This window comes from Geminocystis sp. M7585_C2015_104, from assembly GCA_015295805.1.
GTDB lineage: Bacteria > Cyanobacteriota > Cyanobacteriia > Cyanobacteriales > Cyanobacteriaceae > DVEF01.
On record DVEF01000039.1, the window covers coordinates 1 to 23,935 of the forward strand.

26 protein-coding genes are annotated in these 23,935 nt (G+C 42.8%); 14 read left to right on the top strand and 12 right to left on the bottom strand.

Features of this window, described 5'->3' with window-relative positions:
- The 5 genes from IGQ44_04340 to IGQ44_04360 form a co-directional block, all read right to left on the bottom strand.
- A partial coding sequence (locus tag IGQ44_04340) for an oxidoreductase (GenBank protein HIK37202.1) occupies positions 1-150 on the bottom strand: 150 nt, incomplete at its 3' end.
- Positions 138-854 carry a bidirectional hydrogenase complex protein HoxU gene (gene hoxU / locus IGQ44_04345; protein HIK37203.1) on the bottom strand — a complete coding sequence of 239 codons (717 nt, stop codon included), beginning with the start codon at positions 852-854 and terminating at the stop codon, positions 138-140. The genes hoxU and IGQ44_04340, both read right to left, overlap by 13 nt.
- Positions 855-860: 6 nt before the next feature.
- A complete protein-coding gene (locus IGQ44_04350) occupies positions 861-2,450 on the bottom strand; it encodes an NAD(P)H-dependent oxidoreductase subunit E (protein HIK37204.1) in 1,590 nt (529 codons plus the stop codon).
- 3 nt (positions 2,451-2,453) lie between these two features.
- Positions 2,454-2,963: a bidirectional hydrogenase complex protein HoxE gene (gene hoxE / locus IGQ44_04355; protein HIK37205.1), complete on the bottom strand. Its 510-nt coding sequence runs from the start codon at positions 2,961-2,963 to the stop codon at positions 2,454-2,456.
- A gap of 116 nt (positions 2,964-3,079) precedes the next feature.
- Complete coding sequence (locus IGQ44_04360; protein ID HIK37206.1) at positions 3,080-3,691, bottom strand: ParA family protein; 612 nt, start codon at positions 3,689-3,691, stop codon at positions 3,080-3,082.
- Between the two features lie 160 nt (positions 3,692-3,851).
- Here IGQ44_04360 and IGQ44_04365 point away from each other — a divergent pair, with 160 nt between their 5' ends.
- On the top strand, positions 3,852-5,180 hold the full coding sequence (locus IGQ44_04365; protein ID HIK37207.1) for an MFS transporter: 1,329 nt from the start codon (positions 3,852-3,854) through the stop codon (positions 5,178-5,180).
- Positions 5,181-5,188: 8 nt separating this feature from the next.
- On the opposite strand, the gene IGQ44_04370 is transcribed toward IGQ44_04365, so the two are convergent.
- Entirely contained in the window at positions 5,189-6,178 is a 990-nt protein-coding gene (locus tag IGQ44_04370) for an aspartate carbamoyltransferase catalytic subunit (protein ID HIK37208.1), read from the bottom strand.
- Between the two features lie 161 nt (positions 6,179-6,339).
- Here IGQ44_04370 and IGQ44_04375 point away from each other — a divergent pair, with 161 nt between their 5' ends.
- A complete protein-coding gene (locus IGQ44_04375) occupies positions 6,340-7,722 on the top strand; it encodes a trigger factor (protein ID HIK37209.1) in 1,383 nt (460 codons plus the stop codon).
- The gene (queF, locus tag IGQ44_04380) at positions 7,722-8,156 is read left to right on the top strand and encodes an NADPH-dependent 7-cyano-7-deazaguanine reductase QueF (GenBank protein HIK37210.1); all 435 of its coding nucleotides are present in this window, start codon (positions 7,722-7,724) and stop codon (positions 8,154-8,156) included. Before IGQ44_04375 ends, queF begins: the two co-directional genes overlap by 1 nt.
- Position 8,157: 1 nt before the next feature.
- On the opposite strand, the gene proC is transcribed toward queF, so the two are convergent.
- The 4 genes from proC to IGQ44_04400 form a co-directional block, all read right to left on the bottom strand.
- Complete coding sequence (gene proC / locus IGQ44_04385) at positions 8,158-8,961, bottom strand: pyrroline-5-carboxylate reductase (protein ID HIK37211.1); 804 nt, start codon at positions 8,959-8,961, stop codon at positions 8,158-8,160.
- Positions 8,962-8,990: 29 nt separating this feature from the next.
- Positions 8,991-9,557, bottom strand: coding sequence for a cell division protein SepF (locus tag IGQ44_04390; GenBank protein HIK37212.1), 567 nt, complete (start codon positions 9,555-9,557; stop codon positions 8,991-8,993).
- Between the two features lie 323 nt (positions 9,558-9,880).
- Positions 9,881-10,489 carry a class I SAM-dependent methyltransferase gene (locus IGQ44_04395; protein ID HIK37213.1) on the bottom strand — a complete coding sequence of 203 codons (609 nt, stop codon included), beginning with the start codon at positions 10,487-10,489 and terminating at the stop codon, positions 9,881-9,883.
- Between the two features lie 614 nt (positions 10,490-11,103).
- Positions 11,104-11,286, bottom strand: coding sequence for a hypothetical protein (locus IGQ44_04400; GenBank protein HIK37214.1), 183 nt, complete (start codon positions 11,284-11,286; stop codon positions 11,104-11,106).
- Between the two features lie 712 nt (positions 11,287-11,998).
- On the opposite strand from IGQ44_04400, the gene IGQ44_04405 reads away from it, so the two are divergent.
- The 8 genes from IGQ44_04405 to IGQ44_04440 all read left to right on the top strand — a co-directional run bounded on the left by IGQ44_04405 (position 11,999) and on the right by IGQ44_04440 (position 17,174).
- Positions 11,999-12,322: a thioredoxin gene (locus tag IGQ44_04405; GenBank protein ID HIK37215.1), complete on the top strand. Its 324-nt coding sequence runs from the start codon at positions 11,999-12,001 to the stop codon at positions 12,320-12,322.
- A 351-nt stretch (positions 12,323-12,673) separates the two neighbouring features.
- On the top strand, positions 12,674-13,852 hold the full coding sequence (locus IGQ44_04410; protein HIK37216.1) for an LL-diaminopimelate aminotransferase: 1,179 nt from the start codon (positions 12,674-12,676) through the stop codon (positions 13,850-13,852).
- A 20-nt stretch (positions 13,853-13,872) separates the two neighbouring features.
- A complete protein-coding gene (locus tag IGQ44_04415) occupies positions 13,873-14,730 on the top strand; it encodes a carboxylating nicotinate-nucleotide diphosphorylase (protein ID HIK37217.1) in 858 nt (285 codons plus the stop codon).
- Positions 14,731-15,479: 749 nt separating this feature from the next.
- Positions 15,480-15,695 (top strand): hypothetical protein, encoded by a 216-nt coding sequence (locus IGQ44_04420; protein HIK37218.1) that lies wholly within the window; start codon positions 15,480-15,482, stop codon positions 15,693-15,695.
- 169 nt (positions 15,696-15,864) lie between these two features.
- Positions 15,865-16,038 carry a hypothetical protein gene (locus IGQ44_04425; protein HIK37219.1) on the top strand — a complete coding sequence of 58 codons (174 nt, stop codon included), beginning with the start codon at positions 15,865-15,867 and terminating at the stop codon, positions 16,036-16,038.
- A gap of 31 nt (positions 16,039-16,069) precedes the next feature.
- Positions 16,070-16,540, top strand: a complete 471-nt coding sequence (locus IGQ44_04430; GenBank protein ID HIK37220.1) for a hypothetical protein — start codon at positions 16,070-16,072, stop codon at positions 16,538-16,540.
- A 147-nt stretch (positions 16,541-16,687) separates the two neighbouring features.
- Entirely contained in the window at positions 16,688-16,930 is a 243-nt protein-coding gene (locus IGQ44_04435) for a hypothetical protein (protein HIK37221.1), read from the top strand.
- A gap of 70 nt (positions 16,931-17,000) precedes the next feature.
- Positions 17,001-17,174: a hypothetical protein gene (locus tag IGQ44_04440; GenBank protein ID HIK37222.1), complete on the top strand. Its 174-nt coding sequence runs from the start codon at positions 17,001-17,003 to the stop codon at positions 17,172-17,174.
- 32 nt (positions 17,175-17,206) lie between these two features.
- Here the strand turns inward: IGQ44_04440 and IGQ44_04445 are convergent, their stop codons facing one another.
- Positions 17,207-17,791 (bottom strand): chorismate lyase, encoded by a 585-nt coding sequence (locus tag IGQ44_04445; GenBank protein HIK37223.1) that lies wholly within the window; start codon positions 17,789-17,791, stop codon positions 17,207-17,209.
- A gap of 75 nt (positions 17,792-17,866) precedes the next feature.
- Complete coding sequence (locus IGQ44_04450) at positions 17,867-19,339, bottom strand: DEAD/DEAH box helicase family protein (GenBank protein ID HIK37224.1); 1,473 nt, start codon at positions 19,337-19,339, stop codon at positions 17,867-17,869.
- A 184-nt stretch (positions 19,340-19,523) separates the two neighbouring features.
- Here IGQ44_04450 and IGQ44_04455 point away from each other — a divergent pair, with 184 nt between their 5' ends.
- The 3 genes from IGQ44_04455 (at position 19,524) to IGQ44_04465 (ending at position 22,153) form a co-directional block, all read left to right on the top strand.
- Entirely contained in the window at positions 19,524-20,855 is a 1,332-nt protein-coding gene (locus IGQ44_04455; protein ID HIK37225.1) for an FAD-binding oxidoreductase, read from the top strand.
- A gap of 429 nt (positions 20,856-21,284) precedes the next feature.
- On the top strand, positions 21,285-21,590 hold the full coding sequence (locus IGQ44_04460) for a hypothetical protein (protein ID HIK37226.1): 306 nt from the start codon (positions 21,285-21,287) through the stop codon (positions 21,588-21,590).
- Positions 21,591-21,712: 122 nt separating this feature from the next.
- Complete coding sequence (locus IGQ44_04465) at positions 21,713-22,153, top strand: transposase (GenBank protein ID HIK37227.1); 441 nt, start codon at positions 21,713-21,715, stop codon at positions 22,151-22,153.
- Positions 22,154-23,935 lie beyond the last annotated feature (1,782 nt).

Below are 23,935 nucleotides of genomic sequence, written 5' to 3' on the forward strand. Positions count from 1 at the left end.
GGGATAGGGTTTGATGTCACTGCCCACAGGACTATATACTACCTCTACTGCGTCTGCCAGGTCAAACAATAACTCGTCCAAGTCCAAAAAGGACATGTGACAACCAGAACATCCCGCCAACCAGACAGTAGCGAATCTTATCTTGTCCATTGGTGTTCCTCCCTAGCAGTGTGTAGGAATTCGATGTAGTCTGGGTGTTTTTTCATTTCCGCGGTGGTAACACCTTTGCGGAAGATACTACCAGTAGGACAAGCTTCTACACATTTACCACAAGAGGTACAAGAGGATACTTCTCCCCAGGGTTGGTTGAGGCCACTGATAATCTTGGCGGCGGCTCCTCTGAAGGCCACATTCCAGACGTGGGCTCCTTCAATTTCGGCACACACGCGGACACAGCGAGTACACAAGATACAACGGTTGTGATCTATACCAAAGAGGGGATGGGACAAGTCTACATCCCTTTCGGGGAAGCGATAGTTAAACCGGGTGTGATCCATTCCCACTTCTATGGCTACGTCTTGGAGTTCACAGTTGCCATTGGAGACACAGAAGGCACAGATGTGATTCCCCTCGGCGAAGAGGAGTTCCACCAGCATCTTGCGGTATTCTTTTAGCTTTGCCGTCTGGGTAAACACTTCCATGCCCTCACTAACGGTGGTGACACAACTGGCGTGGAGTCTGTCACTGCCCTTTATTTCCACCAAACAGAGACGACAGGCGCCTACCGCAGAAACCCCTTCCAGGTAACAAAGGGTGGGTATCTTTATGCCTGCCTCCTTGGCTGCCTGAAGGATGGTGCTGCCGGCTTCTATGGCTACGTCCACGTTGTCAATTTTCAGGGTTACTACAGACATGTTCTCTTATGACTTCAATAATTGTTTGTATTCCTGTTCAAAGAAACGAAGGGTGCTCAAAACGGGATTAGGGGCAGTTTGGCCTAGGCCACAAAGACTAGCTTCTTTCACCAGAGCCGACAATTGGCGAAGACTTTCTAAGTCCTTTTCTGTGGCTTCCCCATTGAGTATTTTCGTCAGCATCTGGTACAGTTGTACTGTTCCTGTCCTACAGGGAATACATTTGCCACAGGTTTCCCCTCTACAGAATTCCATGTAGAAGCGGGCTAGTCCTACCATGTTTGTATCTTCATCAACTACAATCATCCCTCCAGAGCCCATAATAGTGCCGAGGGATTTGAGGGACTCGTAGTCGACGGGAGTATCAAAGTACTCAAAGGGGATACAGCCGCCAGAAGGACCGCCGGTTTGGACGGCTTTGACTTTCTTGCCATCAGCACAACCTTCCCCCATTTCCATGACAATGCGGTTGATGGTAGTGCCCATGGGAACCTCAATGAGGCCTGTATTTTTTACCTTGCCGGTGAGGGCAAAGACTTTGGTGCCTTTACTGGTGGGGGTTCCGATACGACTGTACCATTCTCCTCCTTCCCGGATGATGGGCACCACATTGGCAAAAGTTTCCACGTTGTTGATAAGGGTGGGACAGCCCCACAGGCCGGATTCTGCCGGGTAGGGAGGACGTGGCCTGGGGTTACCCCGTTTCCCCTCAATGGAGGCGATGAGGGCGGTTTCTTCTCCACAGACAAAGGCCCCGGCTCCCACTCTTATATCTACCTTGAAATCGAAATTACTACCAAATATCTGAGTGCCCAGTATTTCCCGTCTCTTTGCTTGCTGAATGGCCTTTTGCAGACGGGAGATGGCCAGGGGGTATTCGGCGCGGACGTAGATATAGCCCTGGTTGGCCCCCACGGCATAGGCGGCAATGGCCATTCCTTCTAAAACCCGGTGGGGGTCGCTTTCCAGGACACTTCTGTCCATGAAGGCTCCTGGATCCCCCTCATCGGCGTTGCACACCACATACTTAGGGGTTTTTGGCATTTTGGCTACGGTGGACCATTTCAAGCCGGTGGGATAGCCGGCACCACCCCTGCCTCGCAAACCGCTGACGGTGATTTCCCTAATCACCTCTTGGGGAGTCATGGAGTGTAGTACTTTTTCCAACTGTTGATAACCCCCCACTGCTATGTATTCGTCTATTTCTTCTGGGTTGATTTTGCCGCAGTTTTCCAGTACTATGGGCATCTGATAGGCAAAGAAGGGGTGGTCATAACTGCCGGCAGGTGCTGTGGGGGTGACAGAATCGTCCTTGATGCTGGCCACCAAAGAGGGAGCATCTTCTGGTCTTACTCTTTCATAGAGTTTGCCCTGAATATCTACCAGACAACCCCGCCCACAGAGACGCATACACCCCACCGGGCATACTTCTACTTCTTCTGTTAGTCCCTGGGCTGATACTTCTCGTTGTAGAGCCTCGGCTACGGCTAGGGAGCCACAGGATTGACAACCGGCGGCGTGACAGTAGCGAATCCTAATAGGTTTACGTTGTGCCAGGTATTCGGCGGCGATTCTTTGTAGTTCAGAAAACTCCATAGTCTACTCCTGTAGCCAATTTTGAACCTGGGTACGAACACTTTCCGGCGTTTGTTTGCCACAAACCTTGCCGTCGAAGATAGCGGCTGGGGCTAACCCACAGGCGCCAATACAGCGGGCAGTCATTAGGGATACCTTGCCGTCTGGGGTAGTTTCACCGGGGTGGAGATTGAAATTTTCTGCCAATTCTTCTAAAAGACGAGGGGAGTCTTTCACGTAACAAGCGGTGCCCAGACAGATAACGCAAGAGTGAGCCCCTGCTGGCTTTAGGGAGAAGAGGTGGTAGAAGGTTGCAACGCCGAATACTTCACTAGGTGGGAGTTTCAGCTGTCTTGCGACATACAGCAGCACATCATCTTCCAGATAGCCGAAGGTGGACTGTGCTTTGTGTAGCACTTCGATTAGCGCATCCTGTCTACAGTGGTTTTTTTTGATAACCACATCCAGGATTTTAAAACGTTTATCCTTCTCCTGTTGTTGGGGAGTGGGTCTTTCTAGGGTTTTAGTAGCCATTATTTTCCTTTCCCGAGCCTAATTATCCGGAAATTGGGTAACTTCAGGCCTTTCTACCTTAAATGTAGCACGGGTTTTTGGGATGGTTTCATTCTCTTGTACTTCCTACAAGATTCTTAACTATTCCCCCGTTTGCCCAGAATCTCCTTTCCCAGTTGCGCGTACTTTTGCCAGCCTTTTTTTGCCCCCTCGTCGCTGTAGTCTTTTACAGTTTTGCCATGTTGTGCCGCCCTCTCAAAGGCTACTAGTAAAGGTATTTCCGTTTTAAAAAGTGGTATTTTATTTTCTTCCAAGAAGTATCTGGCTGTCTTGCTGCTTACTGTCCTGTAGTCTACTTTTGTCAAGAGAACCTTATATTTATTTACACTAACTTGGTGTTTCCTTAATATTTCTACGGCTTTAATAGTGGCATCCAAGTCCAGGTGGTTGGGGGTGGTGGGGATAATCATTAAATCGTTACTCTTGGCCAAATCTACAAACTCTTCCTCCTCCGGTCCTCCCCTCATGTCAATGATAACATGGGTATAACGGGCTATTATGGCCACTGCTCCGGCCTGGGAAGCCACCATAAATGGCAATTTGTCCTCCTTTGCCCAAACCAAGGCCGAGCGATTCCTGTCTGCATCTATCAACAGTGTCGGTTTATCCTGTTGGAAATAGGCTGCTAGGTGAATGGCAGTGGTGGTCTTCCCCACCCCCCCCTTCAAGGAGGCTACTGCTAGGTGCATAATCTTTCTCTCTCCACATTCCATGTTACCAAAAAGGTCTTTGTCCTACGTTAATATTTTTCGCTTCCCTTGACAATCTCCCTTCCTTTACAATGGAATTGTGAAGTTTTGTAACGGTTTGTAACGTTTTAAAAATTAAGATTTAGGGTTCAAAACCAGTATGCCTTCAAGCCCTTATATTCATCTGGTATTTTTGTTCTTCTCAAGCCTTTTCTTCTGGATTGGCAACACCTGTCTGCTGCCCGTTTTACCAACATACCTGGAAGACACAGGGCTTACTGCCAAACAGGTGGGTTATATTATGGCCTGTTTCGCCATTGGCTTGTTATTATCCCGCGTCTGGTTGGGTAAACTAGCCGATGAGGGTTTAAAACAGACAATCTCTAGGTTGTCTCTGCCCTCTGCCATTGGCCATGCAGTTTTGAGCCTTTTTCGTTGTTGCTTCGGGAGGCTGGTATATTATCCCAGTCGTAAAATTGTGATTGTTATAGGCACAATAGTAGCCTTTACTGCCCCCCTATTATATCTCTTCTTTGTGGCTGTCCCCCAGTTGGTGTTGATTCGTGCCTTTCATGGGATAAGTATTGCAGCTTTCACTACAGGTTATAGTGCCCTAGTGGTAGACTTATCTCCTCCCCAGAAAAAGGGGGAATTGATAGGCTATATGAGTTTAGCTGTGCCCATTGGCATGGCCATTGGCCCCTCTGTGGGGGGTTTTTTGCTAGACTATACTAGTAATTACCAAGTGGTGTTTATTACAGCCGCCCTTTGTGGTCTGATTGCCCTTGGTTTTATAATCCTAGTCCCAGAAATCATCTATAAGACTGAGACTAATATCTCTGAGGAAAAGCCAACGGAGGTTGGCAGGAGTCGGGGTTTTCTGCAACTGATACTGTCTCCTTCCCTACTGGCCCCTACTGTGGTTTTACTGCTGGTGGGCTCCATTTTCGGCACTCTGGTGACATTTTTGCCCTTATATATCCGTCATCTGCGTCTAGATTTCAATGCCGGTTTGTTTTATTCTTCCGCCGCCATTGCCTCTTTTGTGGTTAGGTTTGTAGCCGGTAAGGCTTCAGACCGTTATGGGCGTGGTGTATTTATAACACTTAGTTTGTTGTGTTACATAATAGCTATGGGTCTGCTAACCCTGGGGAATAGTGGGGAAACCATTATGCTGGCGGCCATTACTGAGGGGATGGGTGCTGGCATAATTTTCCCTATAAGCCTTGCCCTGGTGGCAGATCGCTGTAGTACCAGTGAAAGGGGGAAGGCCTTTGCCATCTGTATCAGTGGTTTTGATTTAGGGGTAGCTTTGGGGGGGCCTGTTTTGGGCGCCGCCGTATTGGACTTTGGTTATCGTGTCCTGTTTGCTAGTACTACTGTTATGGCCATATTAGCCCTTTTGGTTTTCCTCACCTTCAGCAACAAAAAGCCCAGGTATTCATGGGCTTTTGCTTTTGGCTTGGCACCGGATTTATATGCCCAATAGCCCCCCTTTCAACCCTTGTAGTTGCCAATCAGATATAACAAGGCCATTCTGACGGCAACTCCATTGGTTACTTGTTCCCCAATGAGGCTATAATTGGGGTCATCCATTAGTTCCGAACTAATTTCTACCCCCCTGTTGACGGGCCCAGGATGTAGCACTTTTACTCCCGGCTTGCACCACTTCAGTCTCTCATGAGTAATGCCAAATAACTGATGGTATTCCCGCAGACTGGGCAAAAGGTAGTCGCTCATTCTCTCTTTTTGTAGGCGTAGTGTCATAACAAAATCTGCCCCTTCCAATGCCGGCTTTAATTCCCAGTGGATAAACAGACGCCCTTGGTGTTTGTTGTTTACTATCTCCTTGAATGGCATAGGTAAAAGGGTGGGTGGTGCGGCCAAGTGAACTTCTGCACCGCCTGCCAGTAGACTGTATATATTAGAACGAGCCACCCTGGAGTGGAGAATATCTCCCACAATAGCTATTTTTTTCCCCTCTAATAGGGAGATTCTGGGATTTTCTGCATCCAGACAACTACAAATAGTAAACAAGTCCAACAATCCCTGGGATGGATGTTGATGTAGGCCATCACCGGCATTAAAGACACTTACCCCCGAATTCAATTTATCCAGCTGGGTAGCTATATTCAGGGGCACTCCAGAGCCACTATGACGGATTACCATTATATTAGCCCCCATGGACCAATAGGTGGTTACTGTATCCAGGATAGTTTCCCCTTTAGTCAAAGAGGAGGTGCCTGGACTAAAATTGAGTACATCTGCCGAAAGTCTTTTGGCAGCTAACTCAAAACTGCTACGAGTGCGGGTGGATGGCTCAAAGAATAGATTTGCCACCACTTGCCCCTGGAGGGCCGGTACTTTTTTTGTCTTACTCTGTAGAACAGAACGAAAACTAAGGGCAGTACTAAGTACCATGTCATATTCTGCCACGGTAAAGTCTTCTAGGGAGAGAATGTGTTTTCTTTGCCACTGTGTATTCATTGTTAGTCCGCAAGTCTGCAAGAAGTGATAACTTTAGGAAAGCTAAGAGCCTGGGGGATGAATGTAGGTCTCAAGGTGTGTTATACTAGCATAGTTCAGCGAAAAACACCTAAACTGTTCCAGTAAACCCCAATCATCTTGTAAAAGCGATTTGTGAGAGTATGAAAGTCACTCAGGAGAAACTGCCTGCTAGTCAAATTGGGTTGGAAATAGAAATCCCTGCAGAAATAACTAAATTTACCTACGAGAAGGTTATCACGGAAATTGCCCAGAATACCAGTATACCCGGGTTCAGAAAAGGAAAGGCTCCCCGTGCAGTTGTCCTGCAACGCATTGGCGTCGATAGAATCAAAGCAGCGGTTGTTGACGAGTTAATCTCCGACAGTCTTAAAAAAGCCATTGAACAAGAGTCTATTCCGGCTATTGGCAATTATCAACTACGTTCTAATTTTGAAGAACTTGTGCAACAATTTGACCCAGAAAAGCCCTTTGTATATCGTGCCGCCGTAGATGTGCCACCGGAGGTGAATTTAGGGCAGTATACTGGCTTACACATCAAGGCAGAGGAGGTTAAATACAATCCCGAGGATGTGGATAAACTGCTTAGGGAAAACCAAGAAAAAATGGCTACCTTTGTGCCGGTAGAAAATCGTCCAGCACAGATGGGGGATATAGTAGTAATAGACTTTGAAGGGCGCAAAAAAGCTGCTGACAACGGAGAAGGGGAAATTCTGCCCAATTTTACCGCCAAAGAATACCAGCTGGAGTTGAGGGAGGGCAAATTCATTCCCGGCTTTGTAGAAGGCATCGTTGGTATGAATCTGGAGGAAACTAAGAAGCTACACCTATCCCTGCCAGAAGACTATCCCCAAAAAGATTTAGCCGGCAAGGAGGTAGTTGTCACTGTAACCCTCAAGGAAATCAAAGAGAAAGAATTGCCCCCCCTAGATGACGAATTTGCCAAGGAAATCAGTGAATTCCAAACCATGGCTCAGTTGCGGGAATCCTTAGAAAAACAATTTCGGGAAAAGGCAGAAAATGAAACAAAGTACAACATTCACAATGCCATTGTTGAAGAATTGTTGAAACACACCCAAATCGATTTGCCAAAAACTATGATAGAGGAAGAGGTACAAAGTATCCTCCTCCGGACAGCAAGTCAGGTTCAAAGTTATGGACTCGATGTTAAGAGATTTTTCACCAAGGAGATGATCGCCCGAATGCGGGAGAATGCTAAGCCGGAAGCTAGCAGAAATCTCCATGCCCACATCATTCTGCAAAAAATAGCTGAAAAGGAGGGGATTACCGTCAGCGAGGAGGAAATCAAGGCGAGATGTGAGGAGATTAGACAAGAACTCAAAGACGACGTAGATGAAACCAAGTTGGAGCAATATGTAAAATCTGAGCTGACGGCAGAAAAAACTCTCCAGTGGCTAGAAACCCATAACCAAATTGAATTAGTGCCACAGGGGAGTCTGAGTAAAGAAAACAGCCAACCCCAGTCTGAGTCACAGTCTCAACCCAATCCAGAAACAGAAGGCTAATGGCTGAGGATATGTCCGACAGTCAAATCAAGGAAACCAAGGAGATGAAATACGGGGAAAGGGCAATCATAGAAGGGCAGTTGACCACCTTCCCCAATCCCCGTCCTGGTAGAATATACGACATTGATATTACTCTACCAGAGTTCACCTGTAAATGTCCCTTTTCCGGCTACCCGGACTTCGCCACCATTCACATCAACTACTGCCCGGATGAAAAAATAGTAGAATTGAAGGCATTGAAGCTATATATTAACAGTTACCGGGACCGTTATATTTCCCACGAGGAGGCGGTAAACCAGATTCTAGACGCCTTCGTGGCGGTGGCCGAGCCTCTCTATGTTACCATCAAGGGGGACTTCAATCCTCGGGGCAATGTGCACACAGTTGTAACCGTTAAATATACAAAACCTGGGTTTAAGTCGGAACAGGGGTAACCTACAAGCCATCACGGGCCCTCTTATAGGCAGCCATAACCGCAGATATTACGGCCCCACGGAATCCTCTATCCTCCAATGCCATCACCCCGGCAATGGTGGTACCTCCTGGACTACTTACTTGCTCCTTTAGTAATGCTGGGTGTAGTTTTTTAAGTTTCAGGAGGGTAGCTGTACCCAGGACAGTTTGAATGGCCAAATCCAAGGCCATTTGTCTGGGCAATCCTGCGGCCACTCCCCCGTCACTTAAAGCCTCTACCATCATGGCCACGAAGGCAGGGCCTGACCCAGATAGGCCAGTAACCGCATCCATCAGGTATTCTGGGACCTCCACCACCTCCCCAACGGCCTCGAATATAGCTCTCACCTGTTGCAACTGTAGTGGGGATACTAGGTCATTGGCGGTGATGGCCGTCATGGCCTGTCCTACCACTGCTGGCGTATTAGGCATCACCCTTACAAGAGGCAAACCGGGAAAACCCTCCGCCAAAAGGTCTAGAGAAACCCCCGCTAAAATTGACACCACCAGAGGGCGGTTGGTAGTATCATCTAGTTTTAGGCTGGCCACCACCTCTTTTAGGTTCTGTGGTTTAACTGCCAACAACAGTATTTCTGATTCTGCCAATACCCTTTGGTTATCCTCAGTGACGGCTACCTGGTAGGTTTTTTGCCACCACTGACGACGACTCACAAGGGGTTCACCTATTATGATATTGTCCCCATTATAAAGGTTTTTTTCCAAAAGGCGGGAAATAATAGCCTCTGCCATCACTCCCCCGCCTATCACACCCAATGAGAAAGACACTGTTTTAATTCCCCTCTCTCTTCTTCCGACTAACTCAGACTACCTATACCCCTTTCATCCCAAAGGGATTCTGTAATGGGTTTATTCAAACCCTCCGAGGAGGCGAATCCACTTTTGCGGTTGGGATAGGATTTCCCCGTAATGGTGCTTACCTTAACATTTCTAGGGGTAAACAGGAAAATACTTTCTCCTATTCTCTCTTGGTGTCCATCAATAGCATAAGTGCCCCCTGCTACAAAGTCTACTGCCCTCTGAGCCTCTTCCGGCTCCATTACGTTAAGATTTAATACCACACACCTTTGTTCTTTTAGGGTTTGAATCACCTGGGGAATTTCGTCAAAGGAGTGGGGCTCAATTACTACTACCTCGGCTACCATATTGTTAACTCCAGGCATACCAATTACGTTATTGGGAAAACCAGACATAGTGGTATCGTGACTGCTATCCAGATAAGAATTGGGGGGGAAGGTTTCTGGTTTTTGACTCTCTCTGCCGCGGCGACGACGGATATTAGAGGCAGCAGGTGTTGGTATTTCCCCCCCGTCCACCACCGCCTCCGATTTCCCCTCTTTTGTTGATTTCTCCGCGGCTGTCATATTTTCGATTTCCTGTTCGTAGTATTGGAAATCTTCTTGTCCTCCGCCGATAATATCTTTTAGTTTTCCTAGGAAGTTGCTCACTTTTTCCCTTATTTCCCTCTAATTCCTAACGACTCTAGTATGATAGTATAAACCCTTTCCTGATTGCTATATATGCCTTACTCTATTTCTCCACAGTAGGACATAGTTTATCTGTAGACTTGTTAATCCTTCTTTTTTCAGTAGGTTTTTGCCATCTCCTGGTTGGGGCGCGAGCGAGGTTGTTTTTTCCCAATATATACTCCAAACTTTTCGACATTCACTCGCCAACTGGGAGTATTTTATTTCCTCCCTACCATTATAAACACTGGGTACTCTTTTTTATTTTCTCCCCTCTCCTTTTCTACCGTGTAAATTATATCATGTTTTATATCTCTAAACCCCGCTTCTTGGAAAAATTTTTCCATGTCTTTTATCTCAAAGCCAAAATGTTCAACTCCGTCGTTTTCTTCGTGGAATGTTCCATCTTCTTTCACCAATTCTGCCACTGCAATACAACCCCCTTCTTTTAGAGCCCTGTATAATTTTTTGAGTATATCAACAGGATATTTTATATGATGAAATGTCATACTGCTCACTATCACATCAAAATTTTGGTTTAACTCCTCTTGTGACAACTCTATATGGTAAGCTTGGGCGTTTATGTTATTCTCTTTTGCCTTTTTGTTAAATACTTCTACCATTGCCTTTGAGTTGTCTATCCCTGTTATATGTCCGACATCTTCTGCCAGAAAAAATGAGACCAATCCCGTGCCACATCCGAAGTCTAACAGATTGAATCTCCTTTCGAGAGAAATAAATTTTCTTACACCATTCGCGACGGATTTTGCCATATTCACTCTAATAGGGTTTTCATCCCAGTTGATGGCTGCTCTATCAAACTTGGACATTTTTCTTCTCTTAAAAAATCAAAATTCACCACCAGGGATTATAGCATAATTGCTATTCTACAATCTAGTTACAGTAAATTTTTATTGTCTACTGTAGAATTTCCCTAGTAGCAACACAGCCAACAGCTCTCCTTATTCTGCTTTTTTGCCGTTTTCAGTCCGCTCTTTTAGCAAATGATGGTTATATCTGTTGTACTTTAATGCTCATTGTTTATTATTTATTTGAAAATTTTTATTTATAATTATCCCCATATAATTTCGGCTTTATTAATTATTGATAAATCTTAAACAGATATCATAAAAATATTAAATACTACCCTAAAAATAATTCAGATTGCACCATTTTTAATTTATAAAATACAGGGTTTAATGGTATAAAAAACCGGTAATATACCTATTGAAATATCCAGCATCTCTCTTATTTTCTCCCATTTAGGGACTATTCTGGTTTCTCCACCAATTGTCCCAAGGTTTCTAACGTATATCTTTGTTAGATTCTCATGCCTGACTATTCAAAACAAAATATGCAACTTCTGACGGCTTCAGTAAATACTAACACTCACCGGCTCGGTTTTCTTTTCATACATAAACTCTTCCTTTAAGGATGGCAACACCTATGTAGGGGAGGCCTTTATCATAACTAAATTTACTCCAACACCAGGTTTTTCTGATAGAAAATACCTCGTGTCTGTATCTTCCCTAAGACCAACAGGAATATTGATATCGCCGCCTTTCTCTGTATATCCCTCCCATGCAAACCAAATATACCAATCCTTTTTTACCTTGTATTTTTTCATAAGTGTAGGCTTGATTCTAATCAGTTTGCTTTTCGCCTCCTAGACTTCTATTCCCCATTTCCCCAGTGACTAACTGTAACCTATTTTTTCTTGGGCCTGGGGTCGAATTATACTATGACATTTTCCAGTTTTTGTGAAATCAACTTTACAAATTATTAGTACCCTTTTGTGTCTACTCTCTAAATCATTACCCTCCCCATCCGGGGATTTATCGCTAAAAACTATAGGCGCAAACTGTAGGGATTCTAAAACATTTTTTGGCCTTCTATTTCATAACCCCTCCTCCTTTGTAATCTCCTCTGCTACCCCAACAATTTTCTCCAACTAAATCTCCCTAACTATCAATCTTTCCCCACAGAGGTGACAACAAAATTTTACCTCCAAAAGCCCCTGTCCAAAACATCCTCCTGGCCCTTATATTCTTGGATTTTATTATGAAATTTTACTGAATTACCATTTATATTATTGAATGCCACATTGCTCCTTAAACCAGAAGAGTCTTATGGCAGAAAACCAGTGAAATGTTACTAGATTTTTAATATCTTTGCTACAATTGAAACCGGCACCCCTAATACCCATTTAAGAGACGTACCAGGGCGTCTCTATTATTTTTTCCCCTTCTTCCCATCTCCTCTTATGATGGATAATAAATATTCCCCCCATACCTCAAACCGTTATTAACTGGAAAAAAGAGGTGCAGGAGTTATCAATCATGAGTCAGGTGATAGAAATCAACGATTCTCAGTTTAAAAGCGAGGTTTTACAGGAAAATAAGCCCGTTTTGGCCTATTTCTGGGCTCCTTGGTGTGGCCCTTGTCGTCTTGTTTCTCCCTCCATCAACTGGCTAGCCGAGACCTACGCTGACCGTCTCAAGGTGGTAAAATTAGAAGTGGACCCCAATCCTGAAAGTGTAGCCTTCTGTAAAGTCGAAGGGGTGCCTGCCTTAAGACTTTTTAAGGGAGGCCAGATTATCAAAAGTTACGAAGGTGCTATCGGCAAAGACAAACTCAGAGAATTTGTTGAAGAAGCTATTTAATTGCCTCTTTTAAACTCACACAAAAACTTCTACAAAATTTCTACAGAAACAGGCTTGATGTGGAAATAAACACCTCCCTTTTCCACATCTCCCCTTTTGCTCCCTCCTTCCCCCACGGTTTCTACCTCAAAATTTAATCCAAATTAGCCGCTTTTATGGTACGATAACACTGAGCTGATCAGATAAGTGAATCACACTTTTAACTTAAAAGTTACAAAAATAACAATAAGATAGGTGCGATTTTAAGGACTGCATTTTGGCTAAAGCTAGCCGAGGAAAATGATTTAAAGAGATTTTAAGATTGCTTTTTGGCTCCGCGAAATTATTACACTCTAACCCTAATAGAGGAAAATGCTAGTGCTATCGGAAAGAGTTAGACTCCTTGAAAGAAATGTCTTTGCCGACATGGATAGGGCAAAGACGGAAGCTATAAACCAGGGTAAAAAAATCATTGATCTTTCCCTAGGTTCAGCAGATTTGTCCACGGCAAAACCCATTATTGAAGCCATAGAAAAGTCCCTTTATAATCCCGAAAATCATCGTTATCTTTTACACGGAGGCACGGCAGAATTCAGAAAAGTTGTGGCCGACTGGTATCAAAAAAGATTTGGCAATTATGTGGATTGGGAAACAGAAGTCTTGCCCCTTATTGGCTCTCAGGAAGGGAGTGCTCATTTCCCCCTAGCCGTTATAAATCCAGGCGATTATGCCCTTACTTTAGATCCAGGTTATCCCTCTCATGCCGGCGGCGTTTATTTAGCAAGTGGTCAAGTTTATGCCATGCCTCTGTTAGAAGAAAATAATTTTTTACCCCAATTTGCTGATATTCCAGAGGCGGTTTTGTCTAAGGCAAAACTGATGATTTTAAGCTATCCCCACAACCCGACCACTGCCATCGCCCCCCGCAGTTTCTTTGAAGAGGCATTTGTCTTCTGCAAAAAGCACAATTTGATTTTGGTCCACGATTTCCCCTATATGGACATATATTTTGGGGAGGAAAGACCAATTTCAGTCCTGGAGGTAGACAAAAATAAGGAAATATCTATAGAGTTTTTCACCTTCTCAAAATCTTACAACATGGGAGGATTTAGAATAGGCTTTGCTATAGGCAATTCGCAACTAATTACAGCCCTGAGAAAGATAAAATCAATAGTAGATTTTAACCAATATAGGGGGATTTTACAGGGGGCAATTACCGCCTTGACATCCCCCCAAGAATGTGTGGCAGAAACGGTGAGAATATACAGAGAAAGACGGGACTTTCTGGTATCACAATTAGCTAAAATTGGCTGGCAAGTGCCCCTTCCTCCTGCTACCCTATATGTTTGGGCAAAACTCCCATCTCCCTGGCAACAAAATTCAATTCGATACTGTGTTGAATTGCTGAAAGAAACAGGTGTAGCCCTGTCGCCAGGTGCGGGTTTTGGAAAATATGGTGAAGGGTATGTTAGATTTGCTTTGGTACAACCGCCAGAAATTCTAGCAGAGGCAGTGGCTAAAATTGCCCTCTTCCACCAAAAAACCTGTTAGACTTTAGAGGCTTACCTCCTATGAATTATTCTCTACCCCACCCACTAATTTTAGATAATCTCCTGCGACAATGGCTGCTAGAAGATATTGGTCGAGGTGATCATACGACAACGAGTATTTTCGGCGACCACAAGAGGGGCAAGGCATACTGGGTATTAAAAGAGGGGGGAGTAGTTGCCGGTTTGCCCATAGCCGAAAGGGTGTTTCGTTTGTTGGATGATACTGTTAAATGCGAAAGACTGGCAGAGGAGGGGGAGGAGAAGGAGAAGGGAAGTATTATTTTTACCTGTGAGGGGAAAGTCTCTGCCTTACTCACCGGTGAAAGACTAGCCTTAAACCTTGTCATGCGACTTAGTGGAATTGCCACCGCCACTAGACAATACGTTGCCGCCATTGCCGACTACCCTACTCAATTAGTAGACACCAGGAAGACTACCCCGGGGTTACGAATGCTGGAAAAATACGCCTCCCGCGTAGGTGGCGCCGTCAATCATCGTCTCGGTTTGGATGATGCTATCCTGATTAAGGACAATCACATCCAGGCAGCCGGTGGTATTTCCCAAGCTATTGCTTTAGTCAGAAAACAGATACCCTATCCCCTTGCCATCGAAGTGGAAACTAATAACCTCTCCCAGGTAAAAGAGGCTGTTGAGCATCAGGCAGATATTATAATGTTGGACAATATGGGTGTAGGAGAAATGAGAGAGGCTGTTGCTTTTATTCGCCAACACAATCCCCGCATCCTCATTGAAGCCTCTGGCAACGTGCGTCTGGATAATATCAGACAGATAGCCTCCACCGGTGTTGATTATATCTCCACCAGTGCCTTTATCACACGGGCCCCCTGGTTGGATATTAGTATGAAAATTGCCCCTTAACTCAGTCTTTTCCGCATTGTGGCTACTTTCCCCCTATTTTTTCGATTTTTCTGCATATTATATGGCTCCATATACTCGCCGCTGAAACCAAACACGACTCCTAATATTTTGCCTCCTTGTTAAAAGTAGCAGGTGAGGCATCAATTAGGCAATAACTTCAAACAGGTAAGCGGGTAGATGCGTGGTATAACTTGTCACTTCTTCCTTTTGCCCACCTTTTCATTCATGACAATGACATCAGTTTTTACCTTGGCCATTGGTTTTTCAGGGAAATTTTAAAAAATATTAATAATCGTAAATTTAAAATTGGAAAATGATACTATGGTCCCATGGTTTGTTAGTTCTAAAAAATTGGCCAATGTCAAGTGCACATAATCTGAATCAGACCCTAGAAAACCTTTTAAAAGAATACCAACAGAAACAGAAAGGGGTGGCCAAGGGAGGAAGTTATTGAGCGACAAAAAGAAAGGGAATTGTTAAACAGGGTGGCAGGATATATTGTCGATAACATTGTCAACAGAATGGCCGCCCTTCAACTGGAATTCAATAATTCAATTCAGTAAATTTCCCAACGCTTGTTAGCGGATTTAAACATTTTAAGTGAACTAAGGAAAGCAATTTTAGTTAAGCAGAGGGAATTGGAAAATGTAATCCAAATAAACCTGGTGGCCTACGGTTTATATGTAGGTTGCAAGCCGGGGAAAAACTAAAGGCATTAGAGGATAACTATCGCCGAAAAATAGAAACTATTGAATTTCAAAGAGAAATCCTACCAACATTGGCAAAAAGAGGAGATGGAATTTGTGGAAAAAATCACAGAAGCTCAAATGTTACCTCAAAAAAAACGGAACCGGGAAGAGTCGGACTACAACTATAAAATTCAACAGGCCAGAAGAAGACAAATGGATGAATATGAAAACAAGAAGAGGACTCAAGAGATGGAAATAGCCTCCCTGCAAGAATAGAAGGAAAAAATTGGAGGGAAAGGGAGACTATCCTGGCACTTCAAGAGGAGGAGTTTAATCTCAATCAGCAGAAAATTGCTACCTTTGAAGAGGTTATTAAAACTGAGACTAATAAAGCCCGTGGGGAAGCTATTAAAGATATACAAAATAATACGAAAACAAGGCTATTTTGAGAGAAAAGGAGTGGGAAGCTGCTAAACAAGGTTATGAGTTTAGACTCCAATCCCTTCAGGCTAAAATCCAACAGCAAAATGAACAGATACAGTTACTAAATCAAAAGTTACAAGAAGTCATATTAAAGACACAAACCTTGGCCTTAAAAGCCTTTGATAAAACACAATAATTACAACTAACAATCAAACCAGGAGGAAAAAATGACCGTCAGCGCAAAAAACACCAAAGCCGAAATTCTCCAAGCCTACCACAAACTCCGACAGGAGAAAAAAGCCTTGGAGGAAAAACTAAAACAAATACATAATAAACAGTCTTCTCCCTCCGCCCGGGATAGAGAAACCACCTCATCAGGGGAGGATTTCATTAGTCTCATCAGAAGTATTTTAGAAAAGGGGGGAGGAGAAGAAACAATGAAGACTGCTTGTTGTGAGCTAGAAAATATTATCTCCATTTTGGAGGAAATAAAACTCTTTTTCTCTGCCGCCGTAAGCAAACTCTCTGAAGAATTAATTGCCGAAGTCTCTCGACTGCAACAACTTCAAACGGAAATTGACACTCAAAAACAGAAACTAAAAGAGTTGCACAATTTGGAAACAGTAGAAGACTCTACCCTTGCCCAATTAATCCAGGAATATCAACACAGCAAAGAGGCATTTGAAAAAGAATACTAACAAAAGGAAATTGACTCAAAACAGCAGCTGGAAACTCTGCAAAAGGAGTGGCAGAAAGAACAAGAAAATCATCAACGGCTTTTTGGAGAGAGAAACGAGGATTATAACAAGAATAAGCAGAGAGAAGAGGAAGAGTATCAGTATAATTTGCACTTGCAAAGACAAATAGACCAGGACAACTGGCAACAACAATTGTCTCAATTGTATCAACAACTGGAAAAAGAAAGGAGAAAAAAGGAGAAAGAATGGTTAGCAAGAGAAGAGACTATAGTCCAGAAGGAAAAAGCCTATACTGAAGCTAAACAAAAAGTAAAGGAGTTCCAACAGCCACTGGAAAATGAAATCAAAAAAGCAACAGAGGAAGGGAAAATAATAAATCCGAGAAGCTAAAGCCAAGGTAGATATACGGGAAAAAGAAATACAAGGAGAGGAACTAAATTATCAGCTAAAAATTAAGGAATTGGAAGATACCATTGCCGACAATCAACAACTTTTAGATGGTCTCTCTAAACAACTGGAACAAGTTCAGGATTTGGCAGTAAAAGCCATCGAGGGGGCTTCCAGTCGTGACTCCCTTGAGGCTATAAAGGAAATAGCATTAGAGCAGGCAAAAAATCAACCTAAGGGGAAATAATATCCCCAAAAGGGACACCCACAATGGCCCGTCTATTGTTTCCCCAAATAGCGACATAAATAGGGGGAAAAAACCTCATAGATGAGAGTAATGGGTTGACGACGATGCCAGAAAAAATAATGCCTCCCCCAGAAAGGCCCTTTCTCCCCAAATCCCTCCTCTAGTGCCCTACTATTCCCATAGTAAATCCCCCTAATGTCCCTATATAATTCTGTGTGTAAGTTGGACAAACTTTCCCAAATAGGCAGATTTCTGTTACGTAAATATTCATCTACACGACTGGCTTCCCACCAAGAAACTGCATAGGCCAAAATTTGACCACTGGCCGTCTTCAACCACACCTGTCTTCTCAACCTTGGAGGAGGCACCTTCTCAATATCCTCTGGCCCATTGTCCCTATTATCCCCCACCAACGACATTTCTATTATCTCCACCTCAATAGCCTCCCCCGTTAATAATCTTAAATGCCTAGTAGTAGAGCCATCTCCCAATAATAACATTTGCCAGGGCGGCGACAGTTGACTATGGGGCAATCCCCTTCTTATTATCTCCTCTTTCCCCTCCCAAAGCGTTTCCAGACGAAACCATGACTCTACTGTCTGCTCAACTTTTAACATTCTTCTTTAATCTTCTTTACAAAACTTAATCTTATCTTAGCAGACGAAAGTAGGGCAAGACGGAGTAGATATTTTTTAATCGTCAACACGCCATTGAGGGGTGGATTCTGCCGCCTTGAAAGTAGGGGTATGTGCGGAAAAATTTAAACCTTCTTTTCTCCTAGCGGAGGTTATTTCTTCCAAGGTATTTTCGGCAATTATCTCATACAATATAGCCAATTTTTGCTCATGGTTACCCCTTCTGAGAATTCGCCCTAGACGCTGAATATACTCCCTACTTGAGCCCGTGCCGGAGAGAATGATTGCTATTTTAGCAGAAGGCACATCTATCCCCTCATTTAGCACATGAGACGCCACCACGATCTTATAAAGCCCCTGGCGATATGCATTCAGAATTTCATATCTTTCCTTGACAGGAGTCTGATGAGTAATAGCCGGGATTAAGAATCTTTGAGATATGAGATAAACGGTAGCATTGTCGTGGGTGAATATTAATATCTTATCCGGATAATGTCTTGCCAACAACTCTGCCAAAACGCGGATTTTTGCCTCTGTGCCCAAGGCAATTTCCTTGGCTGTTCGATGGGCTAGCATTGCCCTTCTACCCTCTATTGAAGTGGAACTGACTTTGACAAACAAATGCCAACCTTCTATACCCTTGAGAGAAATATTATACTTTTTCAAGAACTCATTTCGAGTTTTTATAGCCTGATGATAGCATTGTTTTTCTTCATCAGAAAGTTTAACTTTGATAGACACAACCTCATATTCTGCCAGTGTTTTTCCAGACAACTCCTTAGGGGTTCTGCGGTAGACAATATCGCCAATTAGACGTTCTAATTCTTTGTGGTTTCCATCACCTCTTTCTGGTGTTGCGGTTAGACCCAAACGATAGGGAGCAATGGAATCCTCGGCAATATTACGAAAAAAATCTGTGGGGAGATGATGACACTCATCAAAAATCAATAAACCATAAGAATTTCCCAACGTCACTGAGTGAATATTGGCACTGTGATAGGTAGCAATTAAAATGGGGGTAAAATCCTGGCTTCCTCCTCCTAATAGTCCCACCTCTACCCCTTTTATGTTTTCTTTAATCTCTCCATACCACTGATGCATTAAGTCCAAAGTTGGCACCACAATCAAGGTAGTAGTTGCCACATAGGCAATAACCAAATGTGCCAGAAAGGTTTTACCCCCCCCTGTAGGCAATACCACCACCCCCTTTCCACCAGCCCTTTTCCAGGCAGCCAAAGCCTCTCGCTGATGGGCAAATGGGGTTTTGCTAGAAAAAAGGCGTATCTGGAGGGGGTAATAAGCCCTTGCCTCGTCTACTATTTCGATACCCTCTTGCTGTAAACTCTCTATTAGAGGACGATAACAGTATCCTGGGATTCTAAACCTCTCAATACGATCATCCCATGTTGCGAACTCAATCCACTTCTTTCCTCTTGGCGGCGGGTGTAGAATAAGTGTGCCTCTATCATATATTAGCCTACTTTTTCTTACCACCCTTCTATGCGAACACAATACGCCCCATTCTACCATATTGCCCATCTTATCACTTTTCTCACAAAATAGTCAAGGTCCAGCGGAGAAAAATTTGGAAGAAACTAAGTAGCCCTTGAGTTAAAACCGGGAAAAACCGAGAAAATGCCGATAAACGGTTTCCTGTTTGATTTACCGCAATTGATATAATATAATGAGCCCATTATAGGAAGAGGAAAACCCCATGGCGGATTATCAAAATATAACAAAAAATCTGGGAAGTATTCAGGTAATTTCTGAGGAAAAAAAAGTAAAACAACTTTCCCATGACTACTTCCACTTTAGTCCTATTTTGGCTGAGAAATTAGCGGACAAAAAAGGGGACTTAGTGGTATTGCCCACTTGTGAAGAGGAAATTTTAAGGGTAGCAAGAATATGTGTAGAAAATAGAATCCCCATTACCGTGAGGGGAGCCGGCACGGGTAACTATGGGCAATGCATACCCCTGAAGGGGGGAGTGATTCTGGATATGAGTCAGATGAGGGGCATAAAACGAATAGAAGCGGGCGTGGCTGTGGTGGAGGCGGGTGTCAAAATGGGCGTTTTAGAAAGAGAAGCTAGAAAAAAAGGATGGGAGTTGAGGATGTTCCCATCTACCTATAAGATTGCGACCTTAGGAGGGTTTATTGCTGGCGGCAGCGGTGGGATTGGTTCCATTAACTACGGGCAATTGAGGGACAGGGGCAACGTTCATAAAGTAAAAGTAGTCACTTTGGAACAAGAGCCGAGAATAATCCAGTTAACAGGGGACGAAACCCAACAAGTCAATCATGCTTATGGCACAAATGGAATCATGACAGAGATTGAGATTCCTCTGGCACCCGCAAACAATTGGCTGGATATAATTGTCATTTTTGATGACTTCATGACTGCTGTAAAATTTGGACAAGAATTGGCGGACAGCGATGGGATCGTCAAAAGACTAATTAGTATTCATGCTCATCCTATTCCTAAATATTTTACTAGTTTAAATTCCTACATCCCCGAGGGAAAACATTGTGCTTTTTTACTAATAGCAGAAAACTGTTTGCTGCCTCTTGGGGAGCTGGTAAAACAGTGGGGAGGGGAAATAAGTTATCTCAACGGCGCCGACGAGGATAGGGGAATAAATCTAATCGAATTTACTTGGAATCATACCACCCTACATGCCAGAAATATTGACAATAATATCACCTACTTACAGACCTTTTTCTGGGATTTGGAACAAGTGGAAAAAATGTACCACCATTTTGGGGATGAAGTGATGCTTCATCTCGAGTTTTTGAGAGTAAAGGGCAGAGCAATTCCTGCTGGTTTGCAGCTGGTTAGGTATACCACGGAAAAGCGTTTGAATGAGATTATTAGATACCATGAGGAAAATGGGGCAACCATAGCCAATCCCCACACCTACATTTTGGAAGAGGGGGGAAGGAAACAAATAGATATTGAACAGTTAAAATTCAAACAGATGGTTGATCCCTTTGGTTTGATGAATCCAGGAAAAATGAAAGCCTGGGAATTGTCACAATCAGGATAGGGTTATTTGGCTCACTGACTTGTTTGTGGAAGCCAAAACCTGTTACAAGCCCATTTACCGCCTTGTAAAAGCCAAATTTTTTCCATTTCCATTTAGCTTCCCCATTCCGATATAATTAACTTCTTCTATAGCCGGCGCCTTAGGCTTAATTTCTAGCATGCAGACGGTTACTTTTTACATACATCTCCGGGAAAACAATATGAAAACTGCACTCATTTTCTCTTAACATAACACCCGGAGAAAATTACTTTAATTTTTCTCAATATAGCGGCTTACAAATATTGCAAAAACAAAAAGATGTTTCAGACATGCCAAAGAAACGAGAAGTCAAAGACATTGATGAACTAGAAAGAAAATACCTAAGAGGTGAAAAAGGCCAAGAATTCAGAGCTCTTATGGTAAAACCGGTAGAAGAATTAGGAACTGTAAATGATCTGTCCAAACCTACTGATATCCCTGAAAGAACCATATACGATTGGCTTTAAGATTAGAATAAAAAAAGACCTAACTGACATCAAAGGCTATGACGGCGGTCTAGGACCTAAAATGTCCCAAATAGACAAAGATAGATTACTCCCCTGGCAAATGAAAGAAATAAAAGCTCTCATAAAACAAAAACCCAACGTTGTTAAATCCTCTGATGTTCATATAAGAAGGATTCTTAGAAGCCTTGATCTGCTATACATAAAACCTCACCCTATTGACCATAGAAAACCAGAAAATGCAAAACAATAGTCTTATACGAGGCTTTCTGAAGTTTTCAGAAGATTGCTAGGAAAATACAAACATCAGGATATAGGCATAGGATTTTTCTTTGATGGCACACATCCTCAAAATAGAGCAAATAGTCAGAGGATTTGGAGTTTTGGCAAGGTGGAGACAAAACAAAGAAGAATACTGATAAAAATAGAATCAATGCACTAGATTATTATACTTACAGAGGAAACAGTCATATAACCTTTGCAGAGGACGCTACATCGGATAGTATATGCAAAACTTTTGAGGATGTAACAGAAGCAAATAGAGATAAACAGGTTATATTAGCAATTCTTGATAATTTTAGGTCTCACAAGAGTTATAAAGTCAGAGAGAAGACAGAAGAGTCAGGAATAGAACTTGTATTTTTACCACCAAAAAGTCCTGAGCTAAATACTATCGAGCAAGTATGGGGAGTAATAAAAAGGGTAATATCTGTGAGGTTTGTGAGAAGGGTAGGGAAGATAGAGGGGGTTTTTTGGGGGTTATATGAGGACGCGGTTGTTATTTATAGTTTTTGTAGGTTTTTTTCTGAGAATTAGAAGGACATTGTTGGGTTTTCTGCATAAGGTTATGTTTTTTACCATAAACAGCCTTGGGATTGATTGCCAACCACTTACTTATGAGTTATGCCTTAAGGCTCCTCTGTTATTTCCTTCACCCTTCGCCATACTGCGAGTGCCTGTGTAATTTGTTTTGAAACAGTTTTTTTTAGTTAGGCTCCAGATTGCGTATCGTAAATTTACGACTTTTTCCATTTGGTTCTATTTGCATATATTCCTCAGAGAGGGTATTTAATATTCCCCGGCATCTCAGAGGCACTTACTGTGCCAATAACACCACGAGTCCCATCTAGAATATGGGCATTTCTATTATCGCTGGAAATAGACAATTGGTATGTTTTCAATATTTCTCCTGAATATTTGGCCCAGGCAATTTTAAAAAAAAGTAATGGGATAAGTTGAAGAATTTGGAGATAACATTACCCACTATTTTGCCCCTATTGGCGTGAGGACAATCTCTTTTTTTTTTTTGCAAGCAGAGAGACCCAGGATACACTTACTGGATAAAATACCATTCGTTCCAACTTTTATTTGTCATTGCTTCTAAACTCTGACAAGGTGGCTCAAGGATTTATAAAATTTTTACGCTAACATATAAATAATAAAAATTTTTCTCCTAATTTTGAACAGAAAATAACCCCTGCCGATGACCGATTTCCAAATGCAGCCAGTTTCAGAAGGAGCGGGAAATAGTTATAGCTTCGCTAGTCATTACATGGTTTGCCTTCAAATAAAAGCCATCTAAAAGAAAGCCGTCGAGGAAAATTATTTTTTTGGATCCATCTCTATTAAAATTTAAATCCAAACCTCGGCTATATTCACTCGTGGTTAATCCATAGGTTCTGTTTTATTCTTTCAGAGAAAACCATCCCGTCGGCCAGTCACTTTCACTGTTGTGGTTTTAATAAAGGATATTATTAATAATAAGGCCTATAATTAGTGGCTGGATTTTAAACAAATTTAATAAATTTCCATTTGGGCCCTTAACTTTGGTTAAATTAAACACGAATTTCTCAACGTTTATGTAAAGACCATAACACAAAACTGGAGAATGGTTTAAAGTATATCATATACTTGGGGGGTGAAAATTCTCTATGGGCTAAGAGATGGAGAGGAGCAATTAAAAAAAGGGATTACTAAAATTTTTGCTGTTATTTAAACATAACTGAAATACTTATAATTTTTAAATCACCTTAGCAAAGGGTATAGACTGCTATTCAAAAACTACAGTTCAGGAATATAGTCCGAAAAAATTAATATTCTAGTGGGAGTAATAATAACAGGTGATAGTACCGCACAAAATTATAAACACCTCAGGCCCAGCTTTTAAAGCAGAATACAAGGGCAATATGAGAAAAGCGGGCAACAAAAAAGAAAAAGAATTAGGGCAGAAAAACCTCTTCTCCCCAGTGGTCAAAAAATGGTTCCACCTACAGAGGGATATACCCCACTAACATGCCACTGAAGATCCCCCCACCAGTTCTGAATAACATATCTACATATGTATAAATATGTGTTCTTATAGAAAAATACGGATTTTACGGAGCACATTTAAGTACAAGAACAATAATCAACAAGGGGCAAACAAGAACACAATCACTCCCTGAACCCCCCTCCCCCGAAAAATCAACGCCCCAAGGGGCATGCCCTATGACAGGGGCATAATCCGTCTTCCTACCAGGAAGGGCATCGCTATAACTCAACTTCTAATGTTATCTTCCCCCCTAACCTTGACAAACCGGGAAGGATGGGTTAGAATAA

Coding starts and splice junctions, on each gene's coding strand:
- IGQ44_04375 (HIK37209.1), top strand. CDS start 6,340: ATGAAAGTCACTCAGGAGAAACTGCCTGCTAGTCAAATTGGGTTGGAA.
- hoxE (HIK37205.1), bottom strand. CDS start 2,963: ATGGCTACTAAAACCCTAGAAAGACCCACTCCCCAACAACAGGAGAAG.
- IGQ44_04370 (HIK37208.1), bottom strand. CDS start 6,178: ATGAATACACAGTGGCAAAGAAAACACATTCTCTCCCTAGAAGACTTT.
- IGQ44_04410 (HIK37216.1), top strand. CDS start 12,674: ATGCTAGTGCTATCGGAAAGAGTTAGACTCCTTGAAAGAAATGTCTTT.
- IGQ44_04390 (HIK37212.1), bottom strand. CDS start 9,557: ATGACAGCCGCGGAGAAATCAACAAAAGAGGGGAAATCGGAGGCGGTG.
- queF (HIK37210.1), top strand. CDS start 7,722: ATGGCTGAGGATATGTCCGACAGTCAAATCAAGGAAACCAAGGAGATG.
- IGQ44_04415 (HIK37217.1), top strand. CDS start 13,873: ATGAATTATTCTCTACCCCACCCACTAATTTTAGATAATCTCCTGCGA.
- IGQ44_04360 (HIK37206.1), bottom strand. CDS start 3,691: ATGCACCTAGCAGTAGCCTCCTTGAAGGGGGGGGTGGGGAAGACCACC.
- IGQ44_04400 (HIK37214.1), bottom strand. CDS start 11,286: ATGAAAAAATACAAGGTAAAAAAGGATTGGTATATTTGGTTTGCATGG.
- IGQ44_04455 (HIK37225.1), top strand. CDS start 19,524: ATGGCGGATTATCAAAATATAACAAAAAATCTGGGAAGTATTCAGGTA.
- IGQ44_04350 (HIK37204.1), bottom strand. CDS start 2,450: ATGGAGTTTTCTGAACTACAAAGAATCGCCGCCGAATACCTGGCACAA.
- IGQ44_04395 (HIK37213.1), bottom strand. CDS start 10,489: ATGTCCAAGTTTGATAGAGCAGCCATCAACTGGGATGAAAACCCTATT.
- IGQ44_04405 (HIK37215.1), top strand. CDS start 11,999: ATGAGTCAGGTGATAGAAATCAACGATTCTCAGTTTAAAAGCGAGGTT.
- IGQ44_04365 (HIK37207.1), top strand. CDS start 3,852: ATGCCTTCAAGCCCTTATATTCATCTGGTATTTTTGTTCTTCTCAAGC.
- IGQ44_04450 (HIK37224.1), bottom strand. CDS start 19,339: ATGGTAGAATGGGGCGTATTGTGTTCGCATAGAAGGGTGGTAAGAAAA.
- IGQ44_04460 (HIK37226.1), top strand. CDS start 21,285: ATGATCTGTCCAAACCTACTGATATCCCTGAAAGAACCATATACGATT.
- IGQ44_04430 (HIK37220.1), top strand. CDS start 16,070: ATGACCGTCAGCGCAAAAAACACCAAAGCCGAAATTCTCCAAGCCTAC.
- hoxU (HIK37203.1), bottom strand. CDS start 854: ATGTCTGTAGTAACCCTGAAAATTGACAACGTGGACGTAGCCATAGAA.
- IGQ44_04445 (HIK37223.1), bottom strand. CDS start 17,791: ATGTTAAAAGTTGAGCAGACAGTAGAGTCATGGTTTCGTCTGGAAACG.